This is a genomic window from Corynebacterium aurimucosum (assembly GCF_030408555.1).
Taxonomy (GTDB): domain Bacteria; phylum Actinomycetota; class Actinomycetes; order Mycobacteriales; family Mycobacteriaceae; genus Corynebacterium; species Corynebacterium aurimucosum.
Genome location: NZ_CP047048.1, coordinates 2,091,511 through 2,104,650 on the forward strand (window position 1 = coordinate 2,091,511; position 13,140 = coordinate 2,104,650).

Here is a 13,140-nt window from a genome sequence, read left to right on the forward strand (position 1 = left end):
TATCTCCCGTCCCCCCAGTCACCGTTCAGCCAGCCCTAGCCAACCCTCTCTCCGCCCTTGGTCGGTGTTTCATCCCGTCTGTGAGCAGGTTATTTGCTCTTCCGGTTGCGGGGTGGCTAGACCTGTTTTAGTCTCTGTGCCCATGGGGGATATCGAAACCTACCTCCGCCTACGCAACTCGGGGATTGCGCTGGTGGAACATATACCTGGCACACCCGATGAGCTCCGCGCGCTCGGCGCGGATGCCGCCGATGCCACCGAACTTGCCGGCCTACACCAGGTCTACTTCGGCCCCACCCGCTTTAGCGGCAAACAACGCAAAGCCCGCCACGCAGCACTCGCCCAGAAACACAGCCTCGGCACCCTCACACTGATTGAAACCTACACCGCACGCGTGAAAAAGACCCTGGATGCCTGGAACCTCCGCGCAAAACTCGCCGCCACACCCGCACACCGCATCCCACATGTTGCCGCCGCACGGCTTAAAGAACTGCGTGCTAAAAGAACCGCCAAACCAGGCGTGCGCATCACCTACAGATCCGAAGGCCCCAACACGCTCTCCATTACCGACGATGCCACCACGATTGCCAACATGCGCGCAATCTTAGAATCCACCAACACCACCGACCTCCTTCAAGCCGCCAATGACGTCTTCTTCAAAGAAGGCACTGGATCCACACCCGCGGTGCGCACCCAAGTCATCGTCACATTAAATGAGTTGGACCAGATCATCAGCGGCGAGGGTGATGAAATAGAGCTCAACCTGACTAACGGCGCGCGCATGACCGGGGCAGAATTCTTAACCCACACGTTTGCCGAAATAGGCTACGCCACCATCGTCCACCCTCTTGACGGGCCCATCAACACCTGGCGACTATCGCGCGGAGCAAACCTCAACCAACGCCTTAGCCTGCACGCGGAATTCCACACCTGCTCAAGACCAGGCTGCAACAAACCAGCCGATTACTGCCAAGTCCACCACCTCATCCCCTGGCAAGCAGGTGGCTTTACCAACATCAAGAACCTGACCTTCCTGTGTGCCTACCACAACGGTATTAACGACGATGACCCTTCAAGGCCTACCGGGCGTGGCTACATGTACCGGCTGAATACCGGAGTGTCCTTCATCCCACCCTGGGGTGCACCGATAACCGCAATGCCGGAATACCAAGAAGGGACCTGACCCCTGTTAGGTAGACACCTGATATCCAGCCCTGTTGGGTTGGGAAGAAAGGTAATCTACCACCATGCCTAGGTACTCCGAACAGTTCAAACGTGATGCTGTGGCCCTCTACGAAAACAATGAGGACCTCTCACTTCACGCGGCTTCAGCAGAGCTAGGAATCAATCGTTCCTCACTTTATTCCTGGCTTAAGCAGTACGGCACCGGCAAGCGTGTCCGCACAAAAAGCATGCGCGACAAGGCACAGGCGACGACTGATTCTGAGCGGATCCGCCAGTGAGACAAAAGAAGTCTCTAAGCTTCGTGAAGAACGCGACATCCTGCGTAAGGCCGCGAAGTATTTTGCTTAAAGAGACACGCTGGTAATCCGCTTCCAGTTTGTCTATGACCATCGAACCGAGTACTCGGTCAAGCGGATGTGCCACGTGTTAAAGCTCAATCGCTCCTCGTTCTACAAATGGGTCAACACCCGCGAAAAACGCAGGTTAAAGATGTGTTCGGATGCTCTTATTGGTGCACGAATCAAGAGCATCTTCGATGATGAGCACGGGCTTTATGGTGCTAAACGCATCGCTGCAAGCCTTAAAGCCGATACGGACTTTCCTCCGATCAATCACAAGAAGGTCGCACGCATTATGAAATCCATGGGGCTAAAAGGCTTTACTAAACAACGTCGATGTGTCACTACCAGGCGCAAGCCTGGTCATCGAGTCATGCCAGATTTAGTAGGCCGCAAATTCACCGCTGATAAGCCGAACCAGGTGTATGTAGGCGATATCACCTACCTGCCGTGTAAGGGAGGCAAGAACATGTACCTTGCCACAGTCATCGACGTCTACTCGCGCAAACTTGTCGGTCATGCGCTCGCCGATCACATGCGGGTATCGCTGGTTATCGAAGCTTTGTCCCATGCCAGCAAGGTTCGCGGAAGCCTTAAAGGGGTAATTTTCCATTCTGATCATGGCAGTGTGTACACCTCACAGGCTTTTCAAGACCACTGCACCCAACTTGGTGTTCGCCAATCCATGGGAGCAGTGGGAACGAGTGCCGATAATGCCCTGGCAGAATCGTTTAACGCCACTTTAAAGCGTGAAGTTCTGCGAGATAGGAAAGTTTTTGACAATCCCATCATCTGCCGCCAAGAAGTCTTCCGATGGTGCATGCGCTACAACACGCGCAGACGGCACTCCTGGTGCAACCTTCTAGCCCCCGATGACTTCGAAGCACTCACATCAGCTACACTGACCCAAGCAGCATAGCTAACCCCCGACGTGTCTACTTTCCGGGGGTCAGGCCCAAGCACTAGCCAGACTCAACACCGAAAAAGCAGCCGCAAAGGCACAGGCCACAGCCCCTGCCCAAGGATCACCGGAGCAAACCGGAAGACAGAGCCACCCAGCGCCAGACCGGCAGGCACCGGCACAACCTCCCGGAACACAAACACCAGAACAGCCACCAGACCCACCACCCGACAGCAGCTAACCCCAGCCACCACACACAGCAACAACTGAAAGGAAACGGCTTACCACCAGCACCAATACCGCCACCCGCCAACCGAGGGAAGGTTCGCGGGCACATCGGCGATCCTTCAAGACAACACCACCCACAAAACACAACAAGGCACGCAGGAAAATCGGCGAGCTTTACGCCAGCGCTACCCATCATCCAAAGCCAGACTGACGGGCAATCCGGCGACCCCAAGTCCGGCTTCACGTGCTACCGGAAGCAGCAAGAGCAACGGGGATTCTTAAGCCCTTAAAGGAGAAACCCGCCACCCAGATGCAACGGCAGTGACAGTAAGGCCGGGTTTAAGCCCTTAAAGGATGAGACGCGCCAACCAAAGCCAGACTGACGGGACCTCGGCGATCCCAGGGACAGCGCACCCGAAGACTGGAAGATGGTTGACGGAGATCTCGATGAACACCAGTTGCCTCCCGCCCACTGGCCCCATGCTGTAGGTGCACCCACAGCCCGTTAAGGGACAAGACGCACTGTCCCGCTTGTTATCGTGTTTGTACCTGCAGGAAAGACTCTTACCCAGGAAAGGGCTATTCGTGACCAACCCAGTAAGTTCGTGGAAGATTGTCACCACTATTGCAGTAGTGGGCGGTTTCCTCCTGCTCATCCTGTACGTGGGTCTGAGCCGCTATTACAACGCCCAAGAGCTCGACATGCTTGTGGAAGGTGCCAACGCCAACGGCCAGAGCTACTCGGTGACAATCCACAACCAGCTCACCGGCAGCTACTCATTCAACGCCGAGTAACCCAGCCGGAGCACCAAACTAGGTAATACGCAGAGCTAGATCATGCAAGCTCATGCGGACCAATCCAGCCCTCGACGTGGGTGAGCCGGAGCGGGGGTGAACTTCCGCCAGCGCGTGGGCGTGGGGCCTGCGCCGTCAGTGCAACCAGTGCCGGCCGTGACCACGCTGATGGATTTTGCAGGCCCGATGCCATGCTATGGGCGACGGCTTTCTTATTCAGCGTCCGTGGACAGCGCCGCGACGAAGGCCTCCTGCGGCACGGACACGGAGCCGATGGACTTCATGCGCTTCTTACCGGCCTTCTGCTTCTCCAGCAGCTTGCGCTTACGCGAAATATCGCCGCCGTAACACTTGGCCAGCACGTCCTTGCGCATGGCGCGAATGTTTTCACGCGCGATGATCTTCGAACCGATGGCCGCCTGGACGGGCACCTCGAACTGCTGACGTGGGATGAGCTCCTTGAGCTTCTTCGTCATCTTATTGCCGTACCACTGCGCGGAATCGCGGTGCACGATGGCGGAGAAGGCATCCACCGGATCGCCGTTGAGCAGAATATCCACCTTCACCAGGTCTGCCAGCTGCTCACCGGCCTCCTCGTAGTTGAGGGAGGCGTAGCCCTTGGTGCGGGACTTCAGCATGTCGAAGAAGTCGAAGATGATTTCACCCAGCGGCATGGTGTAGCGCAGCTCCACGCGGTCCTCAGACAAGTAGTCCATGCCACCCATCTGGCCGCGCTTGGACTGGCACAGCTCCATCGTCGAGCCGACGAATTCCTCCGGCACGATGATGGTCATCTTCACAATCGGCTCGTGGACCTCACGAAGCTTGCCACCGGGCCAGTCCGACGGATTGTGCACCATGGACTCTTCGCCGTCCTCCGCCACCACGCGGTAGGTCACCGAAGGTGCTGTGGAAATCAGGTCCAAGCCGAACTCGCGCTCCAGACGGTCGCGCGTGATTTCCATATGCAGCAGACCCAAGAAGCCACAGCGGAAGCCAAAGCCTAGGGCGACGGAGGTCTCGGGCTCGAAGGTGAGGGAGGCGTCGTTAAGCTGCAGTTTCTCCAGCGCATCACGCAGGTCCGGGAAGTCTGCCTGGGAGATGGGGAACAGGCCGGAGTAGACCATAGGGTTCGGGTCGGCATAGCCCTTGAGCGGCTCGCTCGCGCCATTCGACGCCCACGTAATCGTGTCACCCACCTTGGTCTCACGCACGTTCTTCACGCCAGTAATCAGGTAGCCCACCTCACCCGGGCCCAGCCCCTTACACTTCTGCATGGTCGGGCTGACAATGCCCACCTCCAGCAGCTCATGGTTGGTACCCGTGGCCATCATGGTGACCTTCTGGCGCGGGGTCAGCTTGCCGTCCATCATGCGGATATAGGTCACCACGCCACGGTAGGTGTCGTAAACGGAGTCGAAGACCATCGCGCGGGCCGGGGCATCCTCGCCGAACTCGGACGTCGGTGCCGGGATAAGCTCCGCCACCTTATCCAGCAGCTCCGGCACGCCCTCGCCGGTCTTGCCGGAAACGCGCAACACCTCTTCCGGCTCACAGCCGATGATGTGGGCAATCTCCAGGGCGTACTTCTCCGGATCGGCTGCCGGCAGGTCAATCTTGTTGAGGACCGGGATGATCTCCAGGTCATTTTCCATGGCCAGGTAGAGGTTGGCCAGGGTTTGGGCTTCGATGCCTTGGGCGGCGTCGACAAGCAGGATGGCGCCCTCACAGGCTTCGAGCGCGCGGGAGACCTCGTAGGTAAAGTCCACGTGGCCGGGAGTGTCGATCATCTGCATGACGATCTCCTCCCCCTTCATGGCACCAGATTGAGGAATCCAGGGCAGGCGCACGTTCTGCGCCTTAATGGTGATGCCGCGCTCACGCTCGATATCCATGTTGTCGAGGTATTGGTCGCGCATGTCGCGCTCCTCCACCACCTGCGACAACTGCAGGATGCGATCAGCCAGCGTCGACTTGCCGTGGTCGATGTGGGCGATAATGCAAAAGTTTCGGATCTTGGACGGATCCGTAAACGTAGTGGCCGCGAAGTTTGTAGACATGCGTTTAGAATAGACGACATGTCTAGGTTGGCCCGCATTCTCGGCATCGGAGGCCCCGAGCCTGTCGACGCCGGCCTCGAGCGCATCACCGAACGCTTGGGGTTGAACCAGAACGATTCCGTGACGGAACCCCGCAAGGCGGCCGATATTCGCGTCGAGTCTGCCGACGCCCACCCGCGCAGCGTCTTCTTCACCCCCGACATGGATGGGCAGGCTGACTCCGGGGAAGTCGTCTGGGTCTGGGCACCCTCCGATGGCAAGCAATCCCCGCCGCGCGAGCGCGCCGTGCTGATTGTCTCGCGCACGCGCACCACGGTGCTCGGCCTGCTCATCTCCCCCAACCCTGGCCACGCGAACAAGGAAGAATGGCTCGATATCGGCACCGGCGAATGGGATGAATCTGGCCGGCAGTGTTGGATCCGGATGGACCGCGTGCTGGAAATCTCCGAGGAGCAGTGCCGCCGACAGGGCACGCTCTTCCCGGAGCGACGCTTCGAGCGCATTGCCAACAGGTTGCGCTCCCGTTATCACTGGGCGTGATTTGGGAATTCAGGCCGAGCCCTGCTAATTTTTTTGGGATGCCGGGGCACGCTGGCGGTCAGGACCTTGGGTCCGCCTTCCTCGGTAAAGAATTCCTACGACTCTAAGAGGTATATCGATGGCAAACATCAAGTCCAAGCAGAAGCGCATCCTGACCAACGAGAAGTCTCGTCAGCGCAACAAGTCCGTACGCTCCGCCGTGCGTACCGAGATCCGCAAGTTCCGCGAGGCCGTCGCCGCTGGCGACAAGGCTGCAGCTGAGAAGCAGTTGCGCGTTGCTTCCCGCGCACTGGACAAGTCCGTGTCCAAGGGCGTCTTCCACCGCAACACCGCGGCTAACAAGAAGTCCGGTATGGCCAACGCCTTCAACAAGATGGCCTAAATGAAACCGCTCCTGAAGTGGGTGGGGGGAAAGCGCCAACTGCTACCCATTATCCACTCCATGCTGCCCGAGAGCTTCGACACTTATGTCGAGCCTTTCTTGGGCGGCGGAGCGGTTCTTTTTTCTTTGGCGCCCGAACGCGCCCGGGTCAATGACCTGAACACCGAGCTCATCACCGTCTACGAGGTGGTCCGCGATGACGTGGACGAGCTCATTGCCCTTTTAAAGGGCTATCCGAATGATTCGGATTTCTTCTACGAGATGCGCGCCCGCGACCGAGAGCCGGGGTTTGCGCACTTGAGTCCCGTGGAGCGGGCTGCACGCACGATCTATTTGAATAAGACCTGCTACAACGGTCTTTATCGGGTGAATAACTCGGGCCAGTTCAACGCCCCGTTTGGCCGCTATGCCAACCCGAAGATCTGTGATGAGCCGAATCTGCGCGCGGTTTCGGAGTACCTGTCCTCCCACGACGTGACGTTCTATAACGGCGATTATGCCGCGGTGGAGGCCAACGAGGGGGATTTTGTTTACTTCGACCCGCCTTACGATCCGGTCAACCCCACGAGCAATTTCACCGGCTATCAGTCGGGTGGCTTCGGCCGCGCGGACCAGATTCGGCTGAAGGAAACCTGCGATGCCCTTAATGCGCGCGGGGTGAAGTTCCTGCTGTCGAATTCGGCGACGGACTTCATCAAGGAGCTTTACGCGGACTATCGCATCGAGATCGTGGGGGCTACGCGCGCGGTGAATTCCGTGGCGTCGAAGCGCGGCAAGGTCGATGAGGTGCTCGTGCGAAATTATGCTTAACGACGCCGCCTGGGACCGTGTCTATCCCCACCTCGCCGCCGACATCGCGGCTCAGGGCTATGCGGTGTTGCCTGCCGCGAAGCTCAAGGAGCTCTCCGGCCGCGAGCCGCGGTTGATGGCCAAGCATGACTATTCAGCGGCGCGCCCCGAGGTCTTTCGCCAGCACGGGTTGTCCATGCTGCCGATTCGCCGCGATGCCTACCTGATTGGCTGCTTTGACCTGTACCAGCCTTTCCCGGAGCAGGCTGGGCCGTTGAAGTCGATGCCGGTTCCGGGGCACATCCAGTCCATCGATTTTGAGAATCTGACCTCGGAAGCCGCAGCACTAACTGCTGCGAGTTTGAGTGGCATGCTTGATGATTTCCTGGGCAGTGAGCTGGTTCCTACGGTCAGCGGGCGCATGTCGACGCTCACGCTGCCCATGTGCATCGGCGGGCGCGACGTGGTGGTGGACCGCGCGCAGATGGAGATCGACGCCGGCTTCGAATCCGCCGAGCACCTCGTGCTCGTGGAGGCGAAGAACCGCCTCTCCCCCGACTTCAACATCCGCCAGCTCTACTTTCCTTTCCGGCGCTTCTCGCTGGCTCTGGACAAAGAGGTGGTGCCGGTGTACCTGGTCTATTCCAATGGCATCTTTCACTTCTACCGCTACGCGTTTAGGCAGCCGGAGGACTTCCGCAGCATCGAGCTGGTGAGCGCGGCGCGCTACATTTTGGGCGAGTCCGGCGTGACTGATGTGACCGTGCGCGCGGTCCTGGAGCGCACTCACGTCATGAACACCTCCGTTCCCTTCCCGCAGGCGGATTCCTTCGCCCGAGTCATCAGTCTGCTGGAGAACCCGGTGGATAAGGCTGATATGCCCGAGGAGTTCGGTTTTACCCCGCGCCAGGCGGACTATTACACCAACGCCGCCCGCTACTTGGGTCTAACCGAGCTCAGCGGCACGCGCGACGAGCGCAACCTCGCCCTCGTTGAAGCGCTGGCCTCGCGGCCGGTGTTCCGGGAGATGGTGCGGCACGTCGTGGATACCCGCCGAGCGGTGAATAAAGAAGAGGCAATGGTCTTCATGCGCGCGGCCAGCCTGGGCCTGGGTGAAACGACCCTGCGCCGCCGCTCCGCCACGGTCGCGGCGTGGTCGCACTGGCTCGCGGAGCTGCTTCAGGCTTAGGCCGCTGGCACAAGCTGCCTGGCCCGCTTAAGCAATGCTCACGCACGCCTAGTCGGAAGGACGGGCACTAAGCCGCCTGGATGCCGGCCCACACCAGCGCGCAGCCGGCCACCACGAAGAAGGCGCCGGAGCCGATGTCGATCCACGGGCCCGCGGCCAGGAGGCGGCGGCGAATCGCGCGGGTAGAAATCACCGTCGAGAGGATAACGAAGAGCAGGTAGCTCGACAGCGACAGGCTCAACACCAGTGCCACAGAAATCCACACCGGTGGATGCGGCGGCAGCAGCGGGGCGACCATGGCGGCGAGGAAGAGCACGATCTTGGGGTTGGACAGGTTGGTGGCCAACCCCGTGCGGAAGACCTTGCCCACCGAGCCCAAGCGGGCGGCGGCTTCCTCCTCATCCACCGGCGGCTGCTTGCGCAGCTCCAGCCCGGAGCGGATGGAGAGCACGCCCATGAACACCAGGAAGCAGCCACCAATCACCTGAATGAGGGAAAGCACCCCTGGGAAGGCGGTGAGCAGCGCAGCGGCGCCGAACACGGTCAGCGTGCACCAGAACAGCACGCCGACCTGGATGCCCGTCGCCGCCGCAATGGCGTGGCGGCGCGAGCGCGTGGCATAACGCGTGACCAGGACGATGTCGGGGCCGGGTGCCGCCGCACCGACGAGGTTCATCAAGAGGATGGCCGCAAACGCGGACCAGCTCATGACAGGCGCTCGAGGAGGTCCTCGCGGCCGAACATGCGGGCCGAGTCGAGTGCATTAGGCTGGCCGGCGGTGGGGTCGGCGCCGGCGTCGAGAAGCGCGTCGATCACCGCGTCTTCCTTCTTAAAAATTGCCCCGGCCAAGGGCGACTGGCCGCGATCGTTGAGGAGGTTGACGTCGGCCCCCGCCGCGGCGAGCTGGCGCACCAGCTCCGCGTGGCCGTGGTAGGCGGCAAGCATGATGAAGGACTGCCCGTCTTGGTTCACCATGTCCACGTTGACGCCCTGCTTGATGTACTCGAGCAGCGTGGCATCGCCGTTGCGGGCAAAATCGAAAAGCTTGGTGGCAAAGTTCTGGATATCATCCATGGAGGGTTAGTCTAGCGCGCCAGCTCCGCCACCCGTTTAACGGCCGCCTCGATGGCGAAGTCCTCGTCGCCGCCCTGGCCCTTAACCGCGGCATCCAGCTCCGACATGAGGATCACGGCCTTAGTGATATTCTCCCCCGACCAGCGCCGCGCCACCGGCTGCGTCAGCTTAACCGCATAGGGCGCCATCCCGGCCTGAGAAGCCAGCGAGTATTGATCCCCGCGTGCGGAGTAGAGGCGCGCGATATTACCCACCTTGCTGGCCAGCGCCGAGGCGATGGCCACCGGGCTCGCCCCCAACTGCAGCGCGCGGCGGCACGTGGACACCGCCGCCTCCACGCGGCCTGCCACGGCGGCATCCGCGATATCCCAGTTGGCCACCTCAGCCACGCCCACGTAGTACGCGTGCACCGCCTCGCGGGTTACCTTGCCGCCTGTGTCGAAGACGAGCTGCGAGATGGCAGAGGCGAGTTCACGGAGGTCGGAGCCAACGCCGTCGAGAAGCGCCTGCACCACATCCGGGGTAGGCCGCACCCCATGCGAGGCGAACTCGCGCGTAGCCCACTGCGCGAGCTCGTTCGGATAGAGGGAGAAGACCTCATGCACCTCGGCCGTCTTGCGCAGCGCCGCGATGAGCTCCGGCGGCTTTTTCTTTTTCTTCAGCGTCTTCGCCGTCACCGAGTACAGCAAAATGAGCGTGATGCCGGGCATGGGGTTGGCGCAGGCGTCGAGGAGGATCTTCGTGACCTCCTTGCCGGCCCTCTCCACGTCACTGATGACGATGACGCGGTCCTCCCCGAACAAGGAGGGGCTGGTGGCTTCCAGGATTTCGCCTTCGCTGACCTCGGAGGCCTTGAGCTTGGTTACCTCGCCTTGTTGGACGCTAAGGCGGGCGCGCTCGGCCAGGAATTCATCATCGCCGAGGATGAGGTGCACGGGGGCAGAAGACATGCCTGTCATCTTAGCAACGCCGCAATAACCCACCCGCCAAGCAGGAGCATCGCGACGGGCCCCGCCGCCACGGTGGTCACCGGCATCGAGGATGCGACGAAGTGGATCCAGTCCGCCAGCGGTTCGATGAGGATCACCAGGGGCCTGCCCCACCCCACCTGTGCCAAAACGGCGGCGATGAGCCCCACGACGGTGATGATGGGTACGACCGGGGCCACCAGCACGTTGGCGATAACAGACACCACCGAGACCCGCCCGCTCATCAGCGCGATGAGCGGCATGGTCACGATGTCCGCGGCGATGGCCACGGCGAAGGCCCGGGCAACAATACCTGTGCCCAGCACGCGCAACAGCAGCGGGGTCAGCGCCACGATGCCGGCGGTGGCCGCCACGGAGAGTGCGAAGCCGAAGCTGACGGCTAGGTCGCTGTCCGCCGCCAACAGGAAGAGCACGCCGAGGGACAGCGCATGCACTGGTTCCATCTTCGAGGAACTGAGCACCGCCGCCAGCCCCGCCAGCCCGGCGACGGTGGCGCGTTGGACGGAGGGCTCCCACCCCACCAGTGCTACGAATAACGCCAACGCGCTTGCCGACGCCCCCACCCTCATCCGCGGCCCCGGCACCACCAACGCGGCTGCAGTGCACACGATGGCAACGTTGGAGCCGGACACAGCACTCAAATGCGATAGACCCGTGTCGATGTAGAGCTGCTGATCCTCGGGGCTTTGCAGGCTGGTATCGCCCAAGACCATGCCGGGGATGAGGCCGTTGTCACACACGGCGCGGAAGTTTTCAGCCACCGCTGCCGTCCAGCTATGGGAGTGCGCGGTGAGTTCACCGCTGAAGACGGTTGTGCCTACCCCGACCTGCTCCGAGGGGCCGGGGTGGCCGTGCACCGTCACCAGCGAGCCGCCAAAGGCCTCCGGTTTTTCTTTGAGGAAGACCGGCAGCTGCGCCGGGTAGCCCGGCACGCGCAGGCGCACCATCCACCCGGATGCCGTCTGAACCGGATCGGCGGCAAGCTTTCCCGTCACCTCCGAGCCGAAGTGAAAGCCCGCGGCGCGCACCGAGCGCACATAAGCCAGGGCGGCGAAGATGACTCCGCTCGCCGCACATAAAATGCCCTGCCCGCGCCACTGACCGCGCGCGAAAGCGAAAAGCACGAGCCCGCACAACAGCCACGGGTGGCCGAAAAGCACTGAGAGCGTGGCCAACCACGCCACCACCGCGGCGGGCACGAGCCGCAGCTCTCTCACGGTCGGACCTTGTCCTTCAACTGCGCAAACTTCGCCGGGCCAATGCCGGAGACGTCCATGAGCTGTTCCACGGTGGTGAAGCTGCCGACCTCCTCGCGGTGCGCGATGATCGCCGCCGCCGTGGCCGGGCCGATGCCCGGTAGCTCCGTCAGCTCCTCCTCGCTGGCGGAGTTGAGGGAAACAAGCCCCTCCCCCGCAGCTTCTGGGGCGTTGGGTGGGCCGCCGACGGTGATCTGCTCGCCGTCGTTAAGCTTCTGCGCCAGGTTGAGGTTATCGGTGGGCACGCGCGGGCGCGCTGCCTCGAGGGCGTCGTTGATGCGCGCGCCCGGCGCCAAGGTCACCAGCCCCGGCTCCTCGACCTCGCCCACCACCGACACCACGATATCGGCCGCAACCTCGCTACTCGGCGCGGCAACCTCATAGGGGTTTTCGACGCTGCGGCTCGTTCCCAGCCAGGCCAGGAGTGCAACGCCAGCCACGCCTACAACAGCCAGCGCCACCCAGGTCGGGACGCGCACGCGCGGAAAATCAACGTTGAGTAGTTCTTCTTCGCCGGTCGGGCGGGTGAGGTCGCGGAGGCGATCAGCAATGGCATTCATGCCCGCGACGCTACGCAGCGCCTACTGCCCCGTCGAGGGTTTAAGCCGCAGCCTGTGGATAACTTGTTGAAGGCGTCAACAACGCCCTTAGCTCGGCCCCGCCGTCAGCTAAAGACCGCGGAGACGCCGATGGCTCCGGGGCCGACGTGGACGGAGAGGACGTCGGTAAGCGGCACCAGCATGAAAGAGGAATCCGGCAGCGCCAAGCGCAGCAAGTCCTCCAGCCGACGGGCCGAGACCTTATCCTCGTTGTACTGCACCGCGATGAACGCCGGATTGCCCTCCGCTCGGGAGGCCACCAGGTCCACGAGCTTGGTAAAGGCCTTGGTTTGGGTGCGGGTCTTACCCACCATCTCCAGCTTGCCGCCCTGAATGGCCATGATCGGCTTGGTAGCCAGCAGCGCTGTCGACAGCATCGCCGTGGCCGCGGACATGCGCCCGGAACGGCGAAGCTCCTCCGTCGAGCTGAGGTAAACCAAGGTGTGCCCGCGCTCGAGGGTGTTGATGGCGGCGGCGTAACACTCGTCGAGTGAGGCACCTTCCTGAGCAAGCTTGGCCGCTGCCATGGCAGCCGCGCCCATCGCCATGCCGGCGGTGCCTGAATCGATAACACGCACGGTGTCCGGGAAAACGCCGGAAGCGATCACCGCCGCCGACCACGTCGAGGACAGCTCCTTCGACAGGTGGATGGCCAACACCCCGTCATCGCCGGAGCGCTCCATCTGACGGCCATACAATGCAGCCAGCTCGAGGGCCGTCAGACCAGAGGTGGACAGCTCCGCGCCGTCCTTGCCGTGGCTTTCCATGACGTGCAGATCGACGACGCAAATGTCGAGCTCCTCGACCATATCCGC

Annotated in this window: 13 protein-coding genes and 1 pseudogene; 7 read left to right on the plus strand and 7 right to left on the minus strand. The window is 61.7% G+C overall.

Translation table 11 applies throughout. From position 1 onward, the window contains the following. Nucleotides 1–142: 142 nt before the first annotated feature. From CAURIM_RS09890 to CAURIM_RS09900, 3 genes and pseudogenes are all read left to right on the plus strand, one after another. Nucleotides 143–1,183, plus strand: coding sequence for an HNH endonuclease signature motif containing protein (locus CAURIM_RS09890; protein WP_201829284.1), 1,041 nt, complete (start codon nucleotides 143–145; stop codon nucleotides 1,181–1,183). A gap of 64 nt (nucleotides 1,184–1,247) precedes the next feature. After that, a pseudogene (locus CAURIM_RS09895) lies at nucleotides 1,248–2,442 on the plus strand (IS3 family transposase). A gap of 795 nt (nucleotides 2,443–3,237) precedes the next feature. Further along, nucleotides 3,238–3,447 (plus strand): hypothetical protein, encoded by a 210-nt coding sequence (locus tag CAURIM_RS09900; RefSeq protein ID WP_070711103.1) that lies wholly within the window; start codon nucleotides 3,238–3,240, stop codon nucleotides 3,445–3,447. A 212-nt stretch (nucleotides 3,448–3,659) separates the two neighbouring features. Here the strand turns inward: CAURIM_RS09900 and lepA are convergent, their stop codons facing one another. Continuing rightward, complete coding sequence (gene lepA, locus CAURIM_RS09905; RefSeq protein WP_201829282.1) at nucleotides 3,660–5,507, minus strand: translation elongation factor 4; 1,848 nt, start codon at nucleotides 5,505–5,507, stop codon at nucleotides 3,660–3,662. Between the two features lie 18 nt (nucleotides 5,508–5,525). Between lepA and CAURIM_RS09910 the strand changes: the two genes are divergently transcribed. The 4 genes from CAURIM_RS09910 to CAURIM_RS09925 all read left to right on the plus strand — a co-directional run bounded on the left by CAURIM_RS09910 (nucleotide 5,526) and on the right by CAURIM_RS09925 (nucleotide 8,407). Continuing rightward, nucleotides 5,526–6,047 carry a type II toxin-antitoxin system PemK/MazF family toxin gene (locus CAURIM_RS09910; RefSeq protein WP_201829280.1) on the plus strand — a complete coding sequence of 174 codons (522 nt, stop codon included), beginning with the start codon at nucleotides 5,526–5,528 and terminating at the stop codon, nucleotides 6,045–6,047. A 118-nt stretch (nucleotides 6,048–6,165) separates the two neighbouring features. After that, nucleotides 6,166–6,429, plus strand: a complete 264-nt coding sequence (rpsT, locus tag CAURIM_RS09915; protein ID WP_070519529.1) for a 30S ribosomal protein S20 — start codon at nucleotides 6,166–6,168, stop codon at nucleotides 6,427–6,429. Continuing rightward, nucleotides 6,430–7,239 (plus strand): DNA adenine methylase, encoded by an 810-nt coding sequence (locus CAURIM_RS09920; RefSeq protein WP_201829278.1) that lies wholly within the window; start codon nucleotides 6,430–6,432, stop codon nucleotides 7,237–7,239. It begins immediately after the preceding gene. Next, nucleotides 7,232–8,407, plus strand: a complete 1,176-nt coding sequence (locus CAURIM_RS09925) for a type II restriction enzyme (RefSeq protein WP_236659394.1) — start codon at nucleotides 7,232–7,234, stop codon at nucleotides 8,405–8,407. Before CAURIM_RS09920 ends, CAURIM_RS09925 begins: the two co-directional genes overlap by 8 nt. 67 nt (nucleotides 8,408–8,474) lie before the next feature. Here CAURIM_RS09925 and CAURIM_RS09930 read toward each other — a convergent pair whose 3' ends face one another. From CAURIM_RS09930 to CAURIM_RS09955, 6 genes are all read right to left on the minus strand, one after another. Beyond that, the gene (locus tag CAURIM_RS09930) at nucleotides 8,475–9,116 is read right to left on the minus strand and encodes a LysE family translocator (protein WP_201829274.1); all 642 of its coding nucleotides are present in this window, start codon (nucleotides 9,114–9,116) and stop codon (nucleotides 8,475–8,477) included. Next, nucleotides 9,113–9,481, minus strand: a complete 369-nt coding sequence (locus CAURIM_RS09935; RefSeq protein ID WP_070530472.1) for an ankyrin repeat domain-containing protein — start codon at nucleotides 9,479–9,481, stop codon at nucleotides 9,113–9,115. Before CAURIM_RS09935 ends, CAURIM_RS09930 begins: the two co-directional genes overlap by 4 nt. An 11-nt stretch (nucleotides 9,482–9,492) precedes the next feature. Next, nucleotides 9,493–10,440: a DNA polymerase III subunit delta gene (holA, locus tag CAURIM_RS09940; RefSeq protein WP_201829272.1), complete on the minus strand. Its 948-nt coding sequence runs from the start codon at nucleotides 10,438–10,440 to the stop codon at nucleotides 9,493–9,495. Next, nucleotides 10,437–11,687, minus strand: a complete 1,251-nt coding sequence (locus tag CAURIM_RS09945) for a ComEC/Rec2 family competence protein (RefSeq protein WP_201829270.1) — start codon at nucleotides 11,685–11,687, stop codon at nucleotides 10,437–10,439. The genes holA and CAURIM_RS09945 overlap by 4 nt, the downstream gene beginning before the upstream one ends. Then, nucleotides 11,684–12,286, minus strand: coding sequence for a ComEA family DNA-binding protein (locus tag CAURIM_RS09950; protein WP_201829268.1), 603 nt, complete (start codon nucleotides 12,284–12,286; stop codon nucleotides 11,684–11,686). Before CAURIM_RS09950 ends, CAURIM_RS09945 begins: the two co-directional genes overlap by 4 nt. Before the next feature lie 104 nt (nucleotides 12,287–12,390). Next, the gene (locus tag CAURIM_RS09955) at nucleotides 12,391–13,134 is read right to left on the minus strand and encodes a DegV family protein (RefSeq protein WP_201829517.1); all 744 of its coding nucleotides are present in this window, start codon (nucleotides 13,132–13,134) and stop codon (nucleotides 12,391–12,393) included. Between the last annotated feature and the right edge of the window lie 6 nt (nucleotides 13,135–13,140).